This is a genomic window from Neobacillus niacini NBRC 15566, from assembly GCF_001591505.1.
GTDB classification, from domain to species: Bacteria; Bacillota; Bacilli; order Bacillales; family Cytobacillaceae; genus Neobacillus; species Neobacillus niacini.
In genome coordinates, this window is sequence record NZ_BCVA01000006.1 from 33,851 (window position 1) to 51,580 (window position 17,730).

General features: G+C 38.8%; 19 protein-coding genes and 1 pseudogene. 16 read left to right on the forward strand and 4 right to left on the reverse strand.

The window, feature by feature from the left end:
- Positions 1-30: 30 nt before the first annotated feature.
- Positions 31-708, reverse strand: coding sequence for an SOS response-associated peptidase (locus BANA01_RS07375; protein WP_063252335.1), 678 nt, complete (start codon positions 706-708; stop codon positions 31-33).
- Positions 709-883: 175 nt separating this feature from the next.
- Between BANA01_RS07375 and BANA01_RS07380 the strand changes: the two genes are divergently transcribed.
- On the forward strand, positions 884-1,924 hold the full coding sequence (locus tag BANA01_RS07380; protein ID WP_063252337.1) for an ATP-grasp domain-containing protein: 1,041 nt from the start codon (positions 884-886) through the stop codon (positions 1,922-1,924).
- A gap of 52 nt (positions 1,925-1,976) precedes the next feature.
- Here the strand turns inward: BANA01_RS07380 and BANA01_RS07385 are convergent, their stop codons facing one another.
- Together BANA01_RS07385 and BANA01_RS07390 are read right to left on the reverse strand one after the other, a co-directional pair.
- Positions 1,977-3,233: an MFS transporter gene (locus tag BANA01_RS07385; RefSeq protein WP_063252339.1), complete on the reverse strand. Its 1,257-nt coding sequence runs from the start codon at positions 3,231-3,233 to the stop codon at positions 1,977-1,979.
- A gap of 17 nt (positions 3,234-3,250) precedes the next feature.
- Positions 3,251-4,561: an alkaline phosphatase family protein gene (locus BANA01_RS07390; RefSeq protein ID WP_063252341.1), complete on the reverse strand. Its 1,311-nt coding sequence runs from the start codon at positions 4,559-4,561 to the stop codon at positions 3,251-3,253.
- A gap of 323 nt (positions 4,562-4,884) precedes the next feature.
- Between BANA01_RS07390 and BANA01_RS07395 the strand changes: the two genes are divergently transcribed.
- From BANA01_RS07395 to BANA01_RS07460, 14 genes and pseudogenes are all read left to right on the forward strand, one after another.
- Positions 4,885-5,967 (forward strand): hypothetical protein, encoded by a 1,083-nt coding sequence (locus tag BANA01_RS07395; protein WP_063252343.1) that lies wholly within the window; start codon positions 4,885-4,887, stop codon positions 5,965-5,967.
- 54 nt (positions 5,968-6,021) lie between these two features.
- Positions 6,022-7,152: a glycosyltransferase family 4 protein gene (locus BANA01_RS07400; RefSeq protein ID WP_326160867.1), complete on the forward strand. Its 1,131-nt coding sequence runs from the start codon at positions 6,022-6,024 to the stop codon at positions 7,150-7,152.
- The gene (locus tag BANA01_RS07405) at positions 7,145-7,921 is read left to right on the forward strand and encodes a HipA family kinase (RefSeq protein ID WP_063252344.1); all 777 of its coding nucleotides are present in this window, start codon (positions 7,145-7,147) and stop codon (positions 7,919-7,921) included. The genes BANA01_RS07400 and BANA01_RS07405 overlap by 8 nt, the downstream gene beginning before the upstream one ends.
- A 130-nt stretch (positions 7,922-8,051) precedes the next feature.
- Entirely contained in the window at positions 8,052-8,957 is a 906-nt protein-coding gene (gene galU, locus BANA01_RS07410) for a UTP--glucose-1-phosphate uridylyltransferase GalU (protein ID WP_063252346.1), read from the forward strand.
- A 1-nt stretch (position 8,958) separates the two neighbouring features.
- Entirely contained in the window at positions 8,959-10,263 is a 1,305-nt protein-coding gene (locus BANA01_RS07415; RefSeq protein WP_063252348.1) for a UDP-glucose dehydrogenase family protein, read from the forward strand.
- Positions 10,264-10,481: 218 nt separating this feature from the next.
- Positions 10,482-11,288, forward strand: a complete 807-nt coding sequence (locus BANA01_RS07420; RefSeq protein WP_063252350.1) for a hypothetical protein — start codon at positions 10,482-10,484, stop codon at positions 11,286-11,288.
- A 240-nt stretch (positions 11,289-11,528) separates the two neighbouring features.
- Entirely contained in the window at positions 11,529-11,762 is a 234-nt protein-coding gene (gvpJ, locus tag BANA01_RS07425; RefSeq protein ID WP_063252352.1) for a gas vesicle protein GvpJ, read from the forward strand.
- Positions 11,763-11,848: 86 nt separating this feature from the next.
- Positions 11,849-12,754, forward strand: a complete 906-nt coding sequence (gvpN, locus tag BANA01_RS07430) for a gas vesicle protein GvpN (RefSeq protein WP_082799429.1) — start codon at positions 11,849-11,851, stop codon at positions 12,752-12,754.
- Positions 12,751-13,509 (forward strand): GvpL/GvpF family gas vesicle protein, encoded by a 759-nt coding sequence (locus tag BANA01_RS07435; protein ID WP_063252356.1) that lies wholly within the window; start codon positions 12,751-12,753, stop codon positions 13,507-13,509. The genes gvpN and BANA01_RS07435 overlap by 4 nt, the downstream gene beginning before the upstream one ends.
- A complete protein-coding gene (locus BANA01_RS07440) occupies positions 13,506-13,739 on the forward strand; it encodes a gas vesicle protein GvpG (RefSeq protein ID WP_063252358.1) in 234 nt (77 codons plus the stop codon). The genes BANA01_RS07435 and BANA01_RS07440 overlap by 4 nt, the downstream gene beginning before the upstream one ends.
- Before the next feature lie 27 nt (positions 13,740-13,766).
- Positions 13,767-14,585 carry a GvpL/GvpF family gas vesicle protein gene (locus tag BANA01_RS07445; protein WP_063252359.1) on the forward strand — a complete coding sequence of 273 codons (819 nt, stop codon included), beginning with the start codon at positions 13,767-13,769 and terminating at the stop codon, positions 14,583-14,585.
- Positions 14,586-14,587: 2 nt separating this feature from the next.
- Positions 14,588-14,824 carry a gas vesicle protein gene (locus BANA01_RS07450; protein WP_063252361.1) on the forward strand — a complete coding sequence of 79 codons (237 nt, stop codon included), beginning with the start codon at positions 14,588-14,590 and terminating at the stop codon, positions 14,822-14,824.
- Positions 14,799-15,062 carry a gas vesicle protein K gene (locus tag BANA01_RS07455; protein ID WP_063252363.1) on the forward strand — a complete coding sequence of 88 codons (264 nt, stop codon included), beginning with the start codon at positions 14,799-14,801 and terminating at the stop codon, positions 15,060-15,062. Before BANA01_RS07450 ends, BANA01_RS07455 begins: the two co-directional genes overlap by 26 nt.
- Before the next feature lie 19 nt (positions 15,063-15,081).
- Positions 15,082-15,363: pseudogene (locus BANA01_RS07460) on the forward strand (gas vesicle protein); the annotation flags it as partial.
- A 185-nt stretch (positions 15,364-15,548) separates the two neighbouring features.
- On the opposite strand, the gene BANA01_RS07465 reads toward BANA01_RS07460, so the two are convergent.
- Positions 15,549-15,959, reverse strand: coding sequence for a VWA-like domain-containing protein (locus tag BANA01_RS07465; RefSeq protein ID WP_063252365.1), 411 nt, complete (start codon positions 15,957-15,959; stop codon positions 15,549-15,551).
- 132 nt (positions 15,960-16,091) lie between these two features.
- Here BANA01_RS07465 and BANA01_RS07470 point away from each other — a divergent pair, with 132 nt between their 5' ends.
- Positions 16,092-17,627, forward strand: a complete 1,536-nt coding sequence (locus tag BANA01_RS07470) for a helix-turn-helix domain-containing protein (RefSeq protein ID WP_063252367.1) — start codon at positions 16,092-16,094, stop codon at positions 17,625-17,627.
- Positions 17,628-17,730: the final 103 nt, after the last annotated feature.

Sequence of the window (17,730 nt, forward strand, 5' to 3'; positions counted from 1 at the left end):
CCTCTGGCAGGTCAGGCATTTTTTGTTGAATTAGCAGATTTTTTGTATCAATTCAATTGAATTGTTTTTCGGTGAATTAACCAATGAACTGACTTCATACGATTCCATTATCGTATGATCCAATGGTTTTAGTAAGGGATGGAGCTTAGCAGTGTCAGTAATGGAAGGATCTAGCCAATATTTTTCATCTTCTGGTTTTAATATCACAGGCATCCGGTCGTGAATATCTTGGACTAATTCATTAGGACTCGTGGTAATTACAGAGCAGGAATAAATCGATTTCCCATCAGGTGATTCCCATTTCTCCCAAACTCCGGCCATTGCAAATAAGTCATTCGATTTAAGTTTTATTCTCATAGGAATTTTTGTTTTATGATCAAGCTTCTTCCATTCATAAAAACTATCCGCCACAATCAAGCATCGTTTTTTTTGATAAGCATTTCGAAAGCTTGGTTTCTCCGTTAAGGTCTCGGCACGTGCATTAATCATTTTATAACCGATTGACATATCCTTCGCCCAGGGAGGAATTAACCCCCAGCGTAAAAACCCCATCTTATTCCGAGAGCCATCATTTATCACCGCTAACACCGACTGAGAAGGAGCCACATTATAACTCGGAAAGTACTCCTCCTCCAGAAGAAAATTTTCAATATCAAACCGATCAATCAACTGATCAACCGTGGCAGTCAACGTGAAACGTCCGCACATATAAGCTACCCCCTTTATCGCTGCTACTTTCGGTGCCTGTCACCATTTATACATTATATCATCATTTATTCACTCATTTATACATGGTTGCAGGCGGAAAATGTATAAAATGGATTTTATAGACCTATAATGGTTAAGGTTTTTCATTTTGAATTCAACGAGAAAGAGGTTGCTTATGAGGATTTGGTTTAATAGATGGTTTACGACGGTTACGCATTTTATGGAGTTGATTCGTTCGAATGATGAGGGGCGGCGGTTTGAAATTTTTGGCACTCATTCGAATAAGGACGCACTCTATTTGCAGTATTGTGATTATGCTTTTACAGAACCCACTGTATCTGGTGAGGAATATATAGAGTTTTGTCTTGCATTTTGTCAGAAGCATAAGATAGATATTTTCATTCCGAGGAAAGAAAATGTTCTCATATCCAAAAGGCTCGCTGATTTTGAAAACATAGGTGTTAAGGTGCTGGTTTGTCCTGATTCTGACTTAATGGAAACCTTGGATAATAAGGCAGCTGCCTACCACTCTATCCTGCAGAAGGAAGAGGATGGCGCAGAACTGGTTTCGATACCTGATTTTTACGTTGTTAATAATAGTAAAGATTTCCAATCAGCCTATGAAAGTTTACGGGCAAAGGGACATACAGTTTGTATTAAACCTGTTGTGGGTGAAGGGGCAACGGGTTTCCGCGTCATTGAGGATGACATAGAAAGCATCGACCAGCTTTTTAGAAGGGCGAGCAGCCGCCGGCTCTCGTATCATTACGCCTGTGAAATTTTAAGTCAGCAAGAGGTTTTCCCTGATCTGATGGTGTTAGAGTATTTAGATGGTCCGGAATTCAGTATTGACTGTGTAGCTTCGACAGAGCAGTTGTATGCAGCAATTCCAAGGATGAAAGGGGAAGGAAGAATAAGAGAAATCATTGATCATCATGAGCTGATTCAGCTTGCCCAAAGGTTTCATCAACATTATCATATACCGTATATCTTTAATATCCAGGTGAAATATAGTCAAGGTGTCCCTAAGCTGCTTGAAATTAATCCGCGAATGAGCGGGGGAATGCATTTTAGCTGCTTAACAGGTCTTAACCTGCCATACCTGGGAATTAAGCTCTTGCTTGGTGAAGAAATTGGTCAATTGAAACCTAAATTTGGTATTCGCGCCAGTCATCTCGAGAAGGAAATGATACTTGATAAAGATCTTTTTGCCTGATAGCAAGCAACGCCTTGGATAAATTCCAAGGCGTTGTTTCGTTTAGTCATTATTATTGGATTTTCTGATTTGTTTCCGGGACGCGTAATAAAACGGCGCCGCCTAAGATAAATAAAATAACTAAGCTAAAGACCCCGGCATTTGTATTACCAGTAATTTGAGCGGTGAATCCGACTAAAGCTGGTCCAAGGATTGAGGCGAATTTATAGAAAATATTATAGAAACCAAAGAACTCGTTTGCACTTTCCTTTGGTACTAACTTAGCAAAATAGGAACGGCTTAGCGCCTGAATCCCACCTTGTGAAGAACCAACAAGCATCGCTAAAATCCAGAAATCTAAGGTGGTTTTCATGAAATATGCATAGATACAAATAATAATATAGATAAAAATACCAACTAATAACATTCTTTTACCTGTGAATTTATCTGCTAGTTTACCATAAATAAGTGCAAATGGAGCAGCAATGACTTGAGTGGCAAACAGGATGATTAACAGATTAGTGGATGAAATCCCAAGATCTGTGCCGTAAGCCGTGGACATGGTAATAATGGTATGGACCCCATCGATATAAAAGAAATAAGCAATTAGGAATAGAAATAAAGGACGGTAGGCCTTTATCCGTTTAAGTGTTTGGAAAACCTTTTTAAAACTAGTAGAAACCGGGTTTGCAACCCTCTCGACGTAATAAACCTGTTGAACATTTTTTAACATTGGAATGGTAAAGGTTCCCCACCAAATCGCTGTGATGGCAAAGGCTATTTGCGTCGAAACGGTAACAGACAAAGGCAGAATCCCTTGTTGTGATAATAGAATAAGAGCAATGCCAATGATGAATGGGATCGTACTTCCGATATAACCCATTGCGAAACCGCGGGCGGATATCTTATTCATTCGCTCTTCACTCGTAACATCTACAAGAAAAGCGTCATAAAAGATATTGGCACCTCCAAAACCCATCACTGTAATAACATAACAGATTAAAAGGATTAACCATTGGTTACTTGGGACAACAGCGAGCAGTGCCGTAAAAGCAATCCCTAGAATCACAAAAAACGTAAATAATCTCTTTTTTAAGCCTCTAAAATCACCAATGGTTCCTAAAATTGGTGCGCATATGGACACAAGCAGAGTCCCGAAGGAATTAGCATATCCCAAATACGCAGTAGAAGTAGAACCAGCAAGACCTGCACCATTTGCTGCTGCTTTAAAATATAAAGGAAAAATAGCAGTTGTAATTAAGATGGAATATGCAGAATTCGCCCAATCATAGAATACCCAGCTCTTTTCTTGCTTCGTCAAACGACTCATAAATTTTCCCCCTTCATTTACACGGTTAAAAGCTCCTTGATGATTTTTCCATCGGTATCTCCTAAATTCAGACCTAAAAGCCTAGCCATTGTTGGACCTTCATCAATGAGGCGTGCTTTTTGTACCACGGTCTTATGACGAATACCTTTACCAGCCGCCATAAAAATAGTCGAATACTCCGGCTTTTCTGGAGAATAACCATGGCAAGCAAGGGTGTATTTTTTATCGACCAGAACATCCTCACGGGTAACGTTTTTAACATATACTCCCTGAAAGTCTTCTAAAAAGTAATACCCTTTCTTAGCTTCTACCATAAATGTGCAGGAACCATCTGCCCCCTTTGAGGCTGCTTCTTCAGCATTCAATATTTTTTCAATACCAGCGGCAGGGTCGGCTAGCAGAGACTTTAATAATCGTTTTACTTTGTTACTAGTTTCAAAGTCATCTCTGTCTTTTAGATAAATATATGCGGAGCCATCACAACTTTTACAATAGGCCTTCCAATTATTTATCTTCCCTTTAGCATTGACGGATATAAGCTTATGTTGCTGGAAAAGAACATTCAGGTTTAAGGCTTTGCTCTCATCTAAGGCACTATGGTCACCTAGTGCAATAATCGTAGAATTTTCATAAATGCCGCTTTCCTTTAGTGCAGAAAAAATTCGCCCGAGCCGTTCATTATGCCGAAGAATGGAAGCAAAGGCTTCCCTCGATGAAAAACCATAATGATGACGCTGGGTATCAAGGTCAGTAAAGTGCACAAGCAGCAGATTTGGCTTTTTCGTTTTAATGGTATGTACGGTGGAAGCTAAAACAAAGTCATCTAATTCAGGCTGATTTAAACCATTACGAATATGGCCAAAACGTTGATTCAGGTCCCATTGGTAACGGGGACTGCCATTTCGAAGAGAGACAAGAATTTGATTATGCCATGGTCGATTTGGAAAAATTTCAGGCAGATTGTAATCAATATTCGCCTTGCCGGTTACCGGCCAAAGTAATGCTGCTGTTGTCAAGTTTGCTTTTTTAGCTTCGTCATACAAAGTTGTCCCTTTGATTAATTTTCTATACCAGTTCCAGTCTGGGGAAGTTCTGCCCGGCTGAAGAAGTGTGTTATTTATAATTCCATGTTTATTCGGATAATTACCTGTGACAATGGTGGTATGACATGGATAGGTCACCGATGGATAAATGGATGCGACCTTTTTCACATAGGAACCTTTTTCAAGGATGGTCTTAAAGTGAGGCAGTGTTTGCAGCAATGGAAAGTCTAGTGCTGACAGACAATCAAAAGAAATGACAATTAAATGATTCGTAAGCTGCTCCATGAAAACCTCCAAAAAAAGAGTAAACTACTATTCTAATTGTACAATAAATAAAGTGCTTTATTGTTAATTTTTTCTAAACTTGTAAGATGTATTTCTGTGAATCCTGATCATGTCGTTACCATTTAAGGATTCGATTTAGAAAGCTGCGATCCTTTATATTTTCATTTTATGGACAAGTGCCTTTACACTTTATGACCCATTTGAATCTATTATAGTAGGCGGTATTTCCAAGTTCATGTGACTAGGCAAGCATGATGGAATAAGGCTGCCATGATACTAATAATTAAATTAAGCTGCCAACTTAAAACGAAAGGAGTGAACATATGAATATTCAGAATTTAGAGCAATGGATGAAAAAAATTAAGGTGACAAATAAGGTAAATGCAGATGTGGAAGTTGTGAATAACTCACCTTTACTAATGATGGGAAAAGGAAGGCAAGGTGCAGTATTCCAATTAACAAATGACATGTGTGTAAAGGTATTTGGGAATACAGAGGATTGCGACCGCGAATATTATGCTTTATCCCTTGGGCAACAAACCGCGCTATTTCCAAAGCTATATGGAAAAGGACCGCTTTATATTGTGATGGAAATTATCCAGGGTGTTGATTTACGCGAATATTTACAATCGCAGCCCCTGACAAAAACACTTTCTGCAAGATTAATTGAAATGCTAATCACTTTTAAAAAAATTGGATTTGAGAGAATTGACCATCATAAACGTCAAATTTACCTCCAGCCAGATGGCAGTCTAAAGGTCATAGACGTTGCGAGAACCATTTGGCGTGATCGTGTTTATCCATACCCACGTAAATTATTGACTTCTCTAGGGGAGGAAAATAAAGCAATCTTTTTGTCACATGTACAAGAAATGGCTCCGGAGTTATATGCAGAATGGCTTCATTATATCCACATGGAGGAAATTTCTAGACAAATCACGACGGTACTACTTCCACAGGAACCGGATAAGGATAAGATCAAAAATTTAAGTAACACCCTGTTGACCACAGCAGAGGAAAAGAACTATGTAACTAAGCTGCAAGGGTTGGTTCACAAGGTTTTCAAGGAAGAATGGGTAAAGACGATGCTTGCACGAGGTGTGGATCCGGAAAAAGTTATGGCCAAAATCGATGAGCATTGGGACCAACTCGAACAAAATTTTGATGAGAGACACCCAGAGGGTGAGAACTCCTATGCCGGGGTTAGAGGTTTTGAAGGAGATCGAGGCATTAGAGGTGATCGAGAACCCCGCGGTGGAAAACACTTCGAGGGAGATAGAGGTCGACGCAGCAAAGGTGCTAAAGGTGCAAAGGGTGGAAGACACTTCGCAGGAGATCGATACGAGAACCGAGACCGTCATGATGAGAAGCGAGACAAGAAGAAAGATAAGAAAAAAGGACGTTAAGCTGCTGCTTTGGGGTCGAACAAGAGAGACCGAACCGGGCTGAGGAGGAGCCTAATGAAAACGAGGGGAACCAATATGAAAGTATTAATAATTTGGCGTCTGCTGACGGTTGGCGGGGTGAATGCCGGCTGGCGCAATCGCGCGATTTATTTTAAAAAGCATGGAATTGATACAGAGTTTTTGTATACGACCAATCACGGCGGGCTTCATATTATGGAAGATGTGGCCCCCGTTTATTTGACAAAGGATGAACAAGAGATTATCAAAATCATAAAAAACAATAACTATGACGCCATCATTGTCGTTGATACGGGTGCTGCTTTTAAATGGCTTAAGAAAGCAAAATATCGAGGACCGGTATTGGTAGAGGCACGCACCCCGGAACTGATTAAGCTTAGGCCGCATTTAAAATCATTCAGAGGAATTAAGCCAGAAGCGATTATTGTTCCTTCACACTATCAAAAACGATTAGTTTCGATTTTAACGGACGGAATTCCGGTAAATGTTATTTATAATGGCATTGATACTTCGTTTTACCGTGCTTTGCCGTGTGAAGAGATAAACTTCGATCGTGAACCAATCCTCCCTAACGATAAAAAAATAATTGGCTGGATTGGCAGGTTGGATAAACGTAAAAACTGGCAAATGTTATTGGAAGTGGCAAAACTCATGAAAGGTCAGCGCGATGATATACAATTTTGGGTCATCGGTGGTGCACAGAGTGTGCAGCGGGAGGAATTTGCAGCCAAATGGCAGGAGGAAGAGCTTACAGACATCGTTAAGTGGTTTCCGGTTATACCTTATCAACAAATGCCGGATGTTTATGCGAAAATTCGCCAATCAGGCGGCTGCACACTGGCCACAACGAAAACCGAGTCATTTGGAAATACATTTATTGAATCAATGGTTTGCGGGGTACCTGTCGTTGCCTCAAAAATGATGCCAGTTACAGAATTGGTTGTCCACGGTGAACATGGGCTGCTATTTCGTGGTCAAAACGTAGAGGATGCAGTGAAACAGCTATGTGATATTTTGGATCAACCCAGCCTTCATGAACAAATGTCTAATGCAGCAATAACACGCGTACATGACAAATTTGCTATAGAGGTTGTGGCAGACCAATATGTCCAGCTTTTGAAAAAAATTGCTGGAATCGATTCTGATGAGGTGACTGTGAATGATTAAGCCAGTCGCATATAAGAAAACATTAGAAGGAAAATCGAATGCTCACTTACTAACATTTAATGATGGCCAGGACTATGTCGTCAAATATTTTCAGCCTGGATTTGAAAAAACGCTGGCGAACGAATGGGTGGGCTATTGCCTTGCACGTTACCTTGGACTGCCAATACCTTTTGCACAATTAGTAGAAATCCCCCAGGAGTTTTCCTCGCAATATCCTGAACTTGCTCAAATGCAGCAAACACAGTTTCAATTTGCAAGTCGTTATGTACCAGACTGTTTTGATGGACATGAAGTAACCGATGTTCCTGCTATTACAAACAAAGAAAATCTAGCAGGCATTATTTTATTTGATTACTGGCTCTGTAATCGTGATCGAACTAGGAAAAATATCATTCTATGCGATGACACATCAAAGTCTTATCGCCTGTGGATTATCGATCATGCTGAAGTGTTCGCTTCTTATAACTGGACACAGGAGGATATTGAATCATTGCCAATCACGATTCTAAAGAGTGCCACACACCAAATTATGGCCTATTTTATTGAGAATGAGCAGGATTTTCATGAGCAGCTAGAAATCATTCAAACGCTGCCTATTCATTTAATAGAAGAAATTGTGGCAGTCATTCCAGAAGATTGGCAAGTAACGAGTGAGGAAAGAAAAGCAATCGTCAGTACCTTGGTAACTCGACGTAAAAGAATACTAAGAAAATTGATGGAACGGTTTATTAAACGAGTTTATCTGCCAATCCATGAACATGACGTTTGACTCCCATATCTTATTAGTGAAGGGAGTTTTATTTTTTTTGAAAGTTCTAAAATAATAGGTTACTAACGTGACCGGAGGTTATCCACCTGCATATAAAAGGATTAGAAGGGAAAAGGAAAGGAGGCAGCATATGAAAATCCGTAAGGCCATTATTCCAGCAGCTGGCCTCGGAACTCGATTTTTGCCAGCAACGAAAGCACAGCCAAAAGAAATGCTGCCGATTGTTGATAAGCCAACCATTCAATATATCGTTGAAGAAGCGGTCGCTTCTGGCATTCAGGAAATAATCATCATCATCGGCAGAGGAAAAAGATCGATTGAGGATCATTTCGATAAATCTTATGAGCTTGAGGATACACTTTATAGAAAAAACAAACTTGATATGTTAGCAGAAGTTCAAAAAATATCAAACTTAGTAAATATTGTTTATGTCCGCCAGAAAGAGCCAAAAGGGCTGGGACATGCTATTCTTTGTGCGAAAAGCATAATAGGTGACGAACCATTTGCAGTATTACTAGGTGATGATATCGTTATGTCGGAAATCCCCTGCCTAAAGCAGATCATAGATGTTTTTGAATATTATAATAGTTCGGTTGTGGCCGTGCAGACGGTAACAGACGAAGATGTCAGCAAATATGGAATTATTAAACCAAAGGGGACGATGATAGAGTCGGATTTATTCCATATTGATTCTTTAATAGAGAAACCCAGCCTGGAAGAGGCACCCTCTAGATATGCGATTATGGGGCGTTATGTCCTGAGTCCAAAGATCTTTGAGATTTTAGAGAGAATGCCTTTAGGCCGAGGAGAAGAATTACAGTTGACAGATGCCATCAATGAACTGAATAAACACCAGGCGGTTTTTGCCTATAACTTTGACGGCAGCCGCTATGACATTGGAGATAAACTTGGCTTTATTAAGGCAACGATTGATTTCGCATTAACCCGCGAAGATATTAGAGAATCGGTGTTAGCTTATTTGCAAGAAGTTACTAGGATAGAAAACCTTCAAAATAGTAAGAAAGAGATTGATTGATATGAAGATTGCTGTTTTAGGTACAGGCTATGTAGGCCTCTCAACAGGTGTGTGTTTGTCGGAGATTGGACACCATGTAACATGCATCGATATCAATGAGCAAAAGATTAACCAATTACTGCAAGGAATTTCTCCTATTTATGAACCAGGTTTGGAAGATTTATTAACTGCGAATATGCAAGCAGGCCGCCTGCATTTTACCACCTCTCATCGTGTGGCGTTAAGTGGTGTAGAAATCATTGTAGTTGCGGTTGGAACACCTCAGGGTGAAGACGGGGCCGCTGACCTATCCTATTTGGTACACGCTGCAAAAGATATATCTGCCTATATAAATCCTGACACCATTATTGTGATTAAGAGCACGGTGCCAGTCGGAACCAATGATTTTGTTAAGAAAATGATTGAAGACCAATGTGGATTTCCAGTGAAAATGGTTTCGAATCCCGAGTTTCTTCGCCAGGGTTCTGCTATTGAGGATACGATGAAGGCGGATCGAATTATTATTGGCTCAGAAAGTCGAGAGGCTGCAGCGAAAATTAAGGAGTTGTATAAGCCATTACATGTGCCAGTGATTTTAACCAGTACAAGAAGCGCTGAAATGATAAAATATGCGTCCAATGCGTTTTTGGCTACGAAGATAAGTTATATTAATGAAATCGCAAATTTATGTGAAGCGGTCGGTGCAGATGTTACAGATGTTGCCAGAGGAATGGGGAAGGATAAAAGAATCTGTGAAGCCTTTTTGAATGCCGGTATTGGCTACGGTGGCTCTTGTTTTCCAAAGGATGTCAAAGCCTTGCTCCACACAGCTGGATTAAATGGGGTTGATTTCCCTTTATTAAAAGAGACCATTGCCATAAATGAATATCAGAGAAAATTATTGGTAACAAAGGCAGTAAAACGGTTTGGAGGATTAAAAGGGAAGAAAATTGCGCTTTTAGGACTAGCGTTTAAACCAGAAACAGATGATATGAGAGAAGCACCGTCTATACCGATTTCTGAAGCATTAAACAAATTTGGAGCAGAAGTTGTCGCCTATGACCCAGTTGCCACTGAGAATGCAAGAAAGATTATTGGAGATAAGATTAGGTACGCAGGATCCATTGATGAAGCAATCTTTGAAGCAGACGCGGTGTTCATTGTAACAGAGTGGAACGAGATCAAAGGAATAGATATAGCTAAGATGCTAGAAAAAATGAAAGAACCGGTCATCTTTGACGGCAGAAACTGTCTTTCAGAGGAGAAAATCCGAAGATGCAGCGCTGTAGAATATTATCCAATCGGAAAACCACCCATCATTATCTAATTTACTAGGCATGAATGTTTGCAGAATGTGTCACTGCAAAAATCATGCCTTAGCTTTTTTCATTAGCAGAAAACTTTGATACAATAAAAAAGGTATCAACCGAAAATACATAACGAAGTTCTTGTTGAATAAAAAGTGTCCACTGGAGACGGACATTTGTACATTAGTGGTGCCTGTCACCCAAGTAAAAGGTGGGCGTCATAGAAAGGTGTGAAAGTATGGTTATCGAGCATGAGCAGATTGAGCGGAGTGGTTTGACGCGTTATGTTTCTCCTAAGGGGGATTTTATTGGGTTTCGTGATGAGGATCATTATAAGGAGAAGTTGAAGGAATGGGGGCTTTCTTCTGGTAAGGGGGCAAAGCGGGAGTTTTTGTTTAAGGAAAGGAATTACCAGCGTGTTGTGACGATTAAGGGATTTGAAACATATGGAAAGTCTGACGAGTTTAATACACTTGTGATTGAGTTTCAGGATGGAAATTTGTGCTGCATTCACCCTGCTTATCTAAAGGAAATGCAGGCTTCAAGTTTTGGTAAGGAGACAATGCTGCAAGTAGAGGAAAAGGATTTTAGTACAGCAGAAGAAGGTACAGAACCGCAAGCGAATGAAGAAAAACCTGAGCCAAAGCTGGAAGAGAAATCTGAACCGAAAAAACCTAAAGCTGCCAAACCAAAAAAAGAGAAAGAACCGAAAATTGAACTTCCTGCAGATAAAGTTCACTTTACTGCCAGTGTTAAACAGTTCGCCCTTACATACAATCCGTTTAATGAAGAAAATGATGAAGTGGTTGTTCTTGAAAATGTCGTGATCGTCCAAGACCCGCCAATAGAAATTGGACTGGCATGGTGCAGTCACAGCAAAACACTTAAGAAGTTTGAGCTGCAACCAGGCGATATGCTTGAATTCGACGGGAAAGTGGCGAAGAAAAAACTGGCAAAAGGCAAAGATGTAGAAGAAGAATTCATCGTTGACGCAGCCGTTCCATATAAAGTCAACAATCCATCAAAAATAGTGAAAAATGGATAATTAAACGGGAGCCTAATCAGAAAGAGATCTTCATTATTGAAGTCTCTTTTTTTATTGGTAATTATTTTCTCGATAAGAGCACCTGTCCATTCAAAATATCCACGATTTCATACTTTATAGTAATCGTTCCTAAACGAGGATGACTGATAGAAAAAAGAGGAAGCATCACCTATTACAGAAATGAAGAATAATTTATAACACTCCCTCTTTAACTGCAGTCAATTGGAAGGAGGGGATAGAATGGCTGCTATTCAAAAAAGTGTAGACTCTTCAAGCTTGGCGGAAGTAATAGACCGTATTTTGGATAAGGGTGTGGTTATTGATTTATGGGCTCGTGTTTCTTTGGTGGGAATCGAGCTTTTGACCATTGACGCCCGTATCGTAATTGCCAGTGTAGATACTTGGTTACGCTATGCAAAAGCGGTTGGACTGCTCAAAGAACATGATCATCATCATTTCGCAGAAGAGTCATAGTAGTGGTTTGAATAGATGGGAAGGAGCCGAGGCTTGACTGTGCCTTGGCTCCTTTTTTTAAAATACTTCAATCGTTAGGAGGAATAATGTTGAATCCATCTGAAAAAGGAATCGGTACAGGAGAATTTGTTAAAACTCCTTTCTTCGAGGATATCATTTCAAGGAGCCAGCAATATTTGAAAGCTGGATTTCCTATTCATTTTGTTGGACCTACAGGCGTGGGAAAAACAAGCTTAGCCATCTATATTGCAAAACAACTAAATAAAAAGGTAACGATCATTCGTGGTCACCATGAATTAACGAATAAAGACTTATTGGGTCAGTACTATGGTGTTAGAAAAAAAGAATTAATTGATAACTATATTCACTCTGTTTTTAAGAAGGAGCAAGAAGTCAAACCAATTTGGGTTCAAGGACAACTAATCGAAGCAGTAAAAAATGGACATGTGGTGATTTATGATGAATTTTCACGTTCCCTGCCTGAAACGAATAATATATTTTTATCTCTATTAGAAGAAAAAGTTCTGCCTGTATACGGAAATGGAAAGGAATCTTTTATAAAGTGTCATCCTGACTTTTCAATTATTTTTACAAGTAATCCAGATGAGTATGTTGGAACTTTTCATACCCAGGATGCCCTCTTGGATCGACTGATTACCATTCATGTAGACTCTTGTGATAAGGAAACGGAAATTGAAATTCTGAAACAAAAAACAGGATTAAGCCATAGTGAAGCACAAGAGGTAGGCAGACTTGTTTCTAATTTAAGGTCATATGGAAATGGATTTAGTCCTAGTTTGCGAGCAACATTAATGATTGCTTCGATTTCAAAAAAAACAAATATCCCCATTATTCCAGAAAATCCAAGCTATCAAGCATTGTGTATTGATATATTAAGCAGACCAATGAATCAACTTCTTCCAAAGCTCTCTTTTGCAGAAGTGAGGAAAGTGATTCTAAAGGAAATCCTGAGAAAGGATGAAAAAAAATGAGTACACATGATGGCGTGTACCTTTTTTGTGCCATACATGAAAAGGAGCCTAAGAAATTTGGAAGTGTTCAATTAAATGGCAAGAAGAGCGGGGTATATACCATCCACTTTGAAAATGTGGCTATGGTAGTATCAAAGGTCGCTGGTGATGTACTGCCAACTCGCCCTAACTTGATGGCACACCAACAAAAAATTACAGAGGTTATGAAACAATATAGCGTTATTCCCATGAGTTTTGGAAATGTATTTCATTCCAAAAAGGATGTTCTCTTAATTATGGAGCATTTAAATGAAGAGTTTGAGGAACTGTTTTCTCAATTAAAAAATAAAATGGAAGTTGGCTTGAAGGTTATTCCAAAGAAAGAATGGATGAACGAAGAAATGAAGAAAAATCCACTCTTAAATGAGTGGAAAGCCGCAAATAAAGACTTGGCTAATCCAGCTTCTTTTTATGATCAAATTCAGGTAGGTGAACAAGCCCAAAATTTTATACTGCATCTAGAGGAAAAGACAGTTACAGAAATTTATGAGCCTTTGCTGGAATTAGCAGAAGCAGGAAAGCTGAATAAAACAATCCCTGGAAAAACGCTGCTCAATGCTGCCTTTCTAATTGATACCAATAATGAAGAATCATTTGATAAAAGGGTTAATGAACTTTATGAAATTTGGAAGGATAAAGTGGAGTTTAAGTATTCTGGGCCATGGCCAGCTTACAATTTTGTGAATATCGTGTTAAGGATTGAAGGGAAATTATGATATTTAAATTATTTTCATTACCAATTCGTTCGTTAATTAAATTAGGTGAGAAAATTCAGGAAGAAGTGGATGAAGAGCTGTATGATCTTGTCAATATACAGCAACAACTGATAGAGCTGCATATGATATACGATATGGAGGAAATTGATGAAGAGGCCTATATAGAACGAGAGCAAGAATTACTTATCAGATACAAAATCGCCAAAGATAGAGAAAAGAATGAGATGTAAAACGAGTGTGTAAAGGAGGAGGTACGTATGACGCATACTAAGGTGGAAACCGATTTTATTTATTTGTATGGTGTCATTCTTTCAGAGGAACTACAAAGTTCAGAGGTTCCAGTATTGGTTGGGATCGATCAAAAAAAGGCAACAGTGTTACATTATAAAGAACTAGCCGCAGTCATAACTCCAGTTAATCCTCAGAAATTTTCCCAGCAGCAAATTGACCTTCAATTAAAAGATCCTGATTGGTTAAAGGAAAAAGCATTTCATCATCATGAATGTATTTCGGCAATCCATACCCATTTTACTGTCCTTCCTATGTCATTTTGTACGATTTTTCAAAAAGAAGAGAATTTATTCGCCTTACTTAATGAACAATACGATGTGATTCTACAACAGCTACTGAGATTCAAAGAAAAACAAGAATGGAATCTAAAAATTTATTGCAATTCGGAGCAGGCGTTTTCCTATGTGGTACATCATAATCCAAGTGTTCTTCAGTTAAAAGAAAACATTGCCAATATGCCAAAAGGAAAGCAATTTATTATGAAGAAGAGGCTAGACCAGCTGATTACAAATGAATTAGAAAAAGAACAATCTCTATGGTGGCAGAGGATGGAACAACAGTTACAGTCAATCTTCTGCGACTCAAGGCTTCGAGCAAATTGGGGCAGGGAAATAACGGAGCGAAAGGATGACATGATCGCAAATTGTGACTTTCTTATTGAGAAAAAGCAAACAGAGTCATTTTTAGCGAAAGTTCAAGAACTTGAACGTACATTTTCTGCATTCGGGTGCACATTTCAAGTGAGTGGTCCATGGCCTCCCTACCATTTTTCAAAGGAGAAATAACCATGGAGCAGTATCATCTTTTTCAAAACAAAGGTATGACCCTGTTGGATCTCCTAGATGGAATTATTGACACAGGTGTAGTGGTGAGTGGAGAAATATTGATATCGATTGCCAATATCGATTTAATTGTGGTGGATTTAAAACTGCTCATTTCGTCGATAGAAAGTGCCTATGGACCATATGAACGAAAAATAATCGGGGAGGCATTAGGGGATGGAAAGGTTACCACTGGATTCTAATCAGGTAGAGCAGGGGTTGGCAAAACTAGTGCTTACCATTATTGAACTTCTCCGTCAGTTGATGGAAAGACAGGCAATGAAGAGAGTCGAAAGTGATTCCTTAACGGATGAGCAAATTGAAGAATTAGGTTTAACATTAATGAGGCTTGAAGAAAAAATGGAAGAATTAAAGCAGATTTTTGGGTTAGAACATGAAGACCTTAATATAGAATTAGGTCCTTTAGGGAAACTGCTTTAACCTGATTAGGAGGGATCATATGCCCATTCATCATCCACCGCAGTCATCGAATTTACTCGATGTACTCGAAAAAATACTAGATAAAGGAGTTGTCATCGCGGGAGATATAAAAATATCCTTAGCCGATGTCGATTTGTTAACGATAAAAATTAGGCTGTTGGTTGCATCGGTAGACAAGGCTAGAGAAATAGGCATGGACTGGTGGGAAAAGGATCCATACTACTCCTCTAAAGGAAGATTGGCTGAAAAAGAACATGACCACTTACTTGAAAGAATTAATCGGTTAGAGCAGGTAATTGAAAATAACTCATTGGCCCTTCCGTTGGAAAATGAGGTTGTTAGCAACCCAAGTGAGGAAAGTTCATCGTCTGCAATTCAAACAGAAGAAAGTTCATCGCATCATCATCCTCACCATCATCATCCCGAGCCAAAAAAAAAGAAAGATAAGTGAAAGAGGAGATTTATGCTCCTCTTTTTGCTGTTTTGTTAAACAACTTTCATGACCTTTCCAAATGGAGCCTTCGGCACAAATTCGGTTGGAACCAGCCAATAAACCTCATAGGGTACTTGCATATCCTCTGGTATAAAACCCGTTAAATCCGTAATATAAAATACGGTTTCTATCTTTTCCTCCTCCGCCCATTCTAATGCCAAGGTATAGGAGGCTTTACCATGTGTGTAATATTTGATTTCCGATCCCGCTGTTATCGGTTCCGTACTTCGGATTTTAAAATCAGCCTGAACAAGTGTTGTGTCTGGAGTTAGTTCTTTGAAAAAAGTTACAATATTTGCGATGAGGTCGATTTTTGTTTCATTTGTTGAGGTGTCAACCATTAAAGCAAGTTTTCTGCCTTGGCGGTCCTGGATGATTTTAAGTAAATTTTTGTGCCATTTCATGTATCGATTTTCCCCTCTCTTCAATAGTCACAAAAATTATTATGCTCATAATGAACCTATGAATTCGATTTAAATTATTGCATTTCATGAATAAGAAATAAAACGAATAATACTTGTAGATTGCCACATAGGATGTATACTTTTATTATATTAGTAGCACTATTTTTTGATAGGGGGGAGATTATCATAGAAGGAAAATGGCTGATAGCGGACCGTGATTTAAATGAACGAGAAGGATTAAAATGGCTGTTAAAAACATCCTCCATCCCTGTAACAGAGATTCTTCTCGCCTCTAATATTCAGGATTTTATTGTAACCTTTGAAAAAGAAACCCCGGATATTATCCTTTTAGAACTCGATATGGTTAACAGTGAGAATTGGTCCAGCTTTCGGGAATTAATACAGATTTACCAGCCTATTTTGCTGTTAACGAGCGCCGAGGCAACGTTTGAAAAAGCCCGAATGGCGATTGACCTTCAAGCCTTGGAACTGATGATTAAGCCGTTTTCTGCCACAAAGGTGAAATCAGCATATCAAAAAGCAATGAAAACACTTGATAAAAAACAAGGTTCTTCAGATAAGACCAGTGCTCCATTCTTTAACGGCTCAACCTATGAGTCACTGTTTATTTCTAATACATATGTTGTAGAAGACTATATTATCGCAGCTTTTAAACTCGAAAATAGTGAAAAGGTTGGAATGTTATTTTCCTTTTTATCTGACTACCCCTTCAAAGAACTTCATGGTATTTTCCCGTTAAGTGATAGGGTTGTTCTCTTGTTTAAGGAAGCTTGCCAAAATAGTAAAGAGCAGTGTCAAAAGGCAATGAGAAAGTGGGAAGAGGAGTTCTCAGAACCGCTTGCAATTGTAGTCAGAAACGAAAATTCTCCACATATAGGTCTTAATGAAAAGTTTCTAGAAACACAGAAAATGCTTGAGTTTACCTATTATTATGGATATCAGCAAATGATTGAGTTTGAATATCCTGCTGATTGGACTCATATCGACCCTTTTTTGGCTCCGCCAGAACAAAGGACGTGGGTGGATATGCTGACGAATCATGACATGGAAGGGATAAAAAAATGGTTATATGAAGAATTCCTCCAATTAAGAGATCCATATCCAGATCCGGGATTGGTAAGAATTAGGCTTACGAGTATTCTTGCGCAAATTAGACGATTCATGAAAACCTTCGATTTAGATGAACAGCTGAGCTGCGAAAAAGAGTATCGGTATATTTTTCATTCAATTTTATATGATAGCGTTCTTTATCGGTCTGTACAAAATCTAATCTTGTTTATCCAAAAGTTATTTTTAAGTACGGATTCCAGCCGGCAGCTGTTTAAACAAGATCCAATTGAGCGTGGAATTTCCTATATTGAAACCCATTTTTCCAACCATGGACTAAAACTTGAGGATGTAGCGAAATACGTCGAAAGGAATCCTTCCTATTTCAGCCATTTGCTAATGGTAAAAACAGGCCGAAGCTTTACAGAATTAGTGACCGGTATCAGAATAAAAGAAGCGAAAAGGTTCCTGCTTGAGACTGCCAAGCCAATAAAGGAAATCTCCCACTTAATTGGTTATCATAATCCCAACTACTTTAGCAGAACGTTTAAGGAAATAGTCGGGGTTTCACCGAGAGACTTTCGCATGAAAAAGGGATAAGTAGACAAGGTTCAGCGCCAGCTGAATCTTATTTTTTTCTAAAAATTATAGTGTTTTCAATAAATAATATAGTTTTATGCTAAAAATAAACGAGTTGTATATA

Coding starts and splice junctions, on each gene's coding strand:
- BANA01_RS07375 (WP_063252335.1), bottom strand. CDS start 708: ATGTGCGGACGTTTCACGTTGACTGCCACGGTTGATCAGTTGATTGAT.
- BANA01_RS07380 (WP_063252337.1), top strand. CDS start 884: ATGAGGATTTGGTTTAATAGATGGTTTACGACGGTTACGCATTTTATG.
- BANA01_RS07385 (WP_063252339.1), bottom strand. CDS start 3,233: ATGAGTCGTTTGACGAAGCAAGAAAAGAGCTGGGTATTCTATGATTGG.
- BANA01_RS07390 (WP_063252341.1), bottom strand. CDS start 4,561: ATGGAGCAGCTTACGAATCATTTAATTGTCATTTCTTTTGATTGTCTG.
- BANA01_RS07395 (WP_063252343.1), top strand. CDS start 4,885: ATGAATATTCAGAATTTAGAGCAATGGATGAAAAAAATTAAGGTGACA.
- BANA01_RS07400 (WP_326160867.1), top strand. CDS start 6,022: ATGAAAACGAGGGGAACCAATATGAAAGTATTAATAATTTGGCGTCTG.
- BANA01_RS07405 (WP_063252344.1), top strand. CDS start 7,145: ATGATTAAGCCAGTCGCATATAAGAAAACATTAGAAGGAAAATCGAAT.
- galU (WP_063252346.1), top strand. CDS start 8,052: ATGAAAATCCGTAAGGCCATTATTCCAGCAGCTGGCCTCGGAACTCGA.
- BANA01_RS07415 (WP_063252348.1), top strand. CDS start 8,959: ATGAAGATTGCTGTTTTAGGTACAGGCTATGTAGGCCTCTCAACAGGT.
- BANA01_RS07420 (WP_063252350.1), top strand. CDS start 10,482: ATGGTTATCGAGCATGAGCAGATTGAGCGGAGTGGTTTGACGCGTTAT.
- gvpJ (WP_063252352.1), top strand. CDS start 11,529: ATGGCTGCTATTCAAAAAAGTGTAGACTCTTCAAGCTTGGCGGAAGTA.
- gvpN (WP_082799429.1), top strand. CDS start 11,849: ATGTTGAATCCATCTGAAAAAGGAATCGGTACAGGAGAATTTGTTAAA.
- BANA01_RS07435 (WP_063252356.1), top strand. CDS start 12,751: ATGAGTACACATGATGGCGTGTACCTTTTTTGTGCCATACATGAAAAG.
- BANA01_RS07440 (WP_063252358.1), top strand. CDS start 13,506: ATGATATTTAAATTATTTTCATTACCAATTCGTTCGTTAATTAAATTA.
- BANA01_RS07445 (WP_063252359.1), top strand. CDS start 13,767: ATGACGCATACTAAGGTGGAAACCGATTTTATTTATTTGTATGGTGTC.
- BANA01_RS07450 (WP_063252361.1), top strand. CDS start 14,588: ATGGAGCAGTATCATCTTTTTCAAAACAAAGGTATGACCCTGTTGGAT.
- BANA01_RS07455 (WP_063252363.1), top strand. CDS start 14,799: ATGGAAAGGTTACCACTGGATTCTAATCAGGTAGAGCAGGGGTTGGCA.
- BANA01_RS07465 (WP_063252365.1), bottom strand. CDS start 15,959: ATGAAATGGCACAAAAATTTACTTAAAATCATCCAGGACCGCCAAGGC.
- BANA01_RS07470 (WP_063252367.1), top strand. CDS start 16,092: ATGTATACTTTTATTATATTAGTAGCACTATTTTTTGATAGGGGGGAG.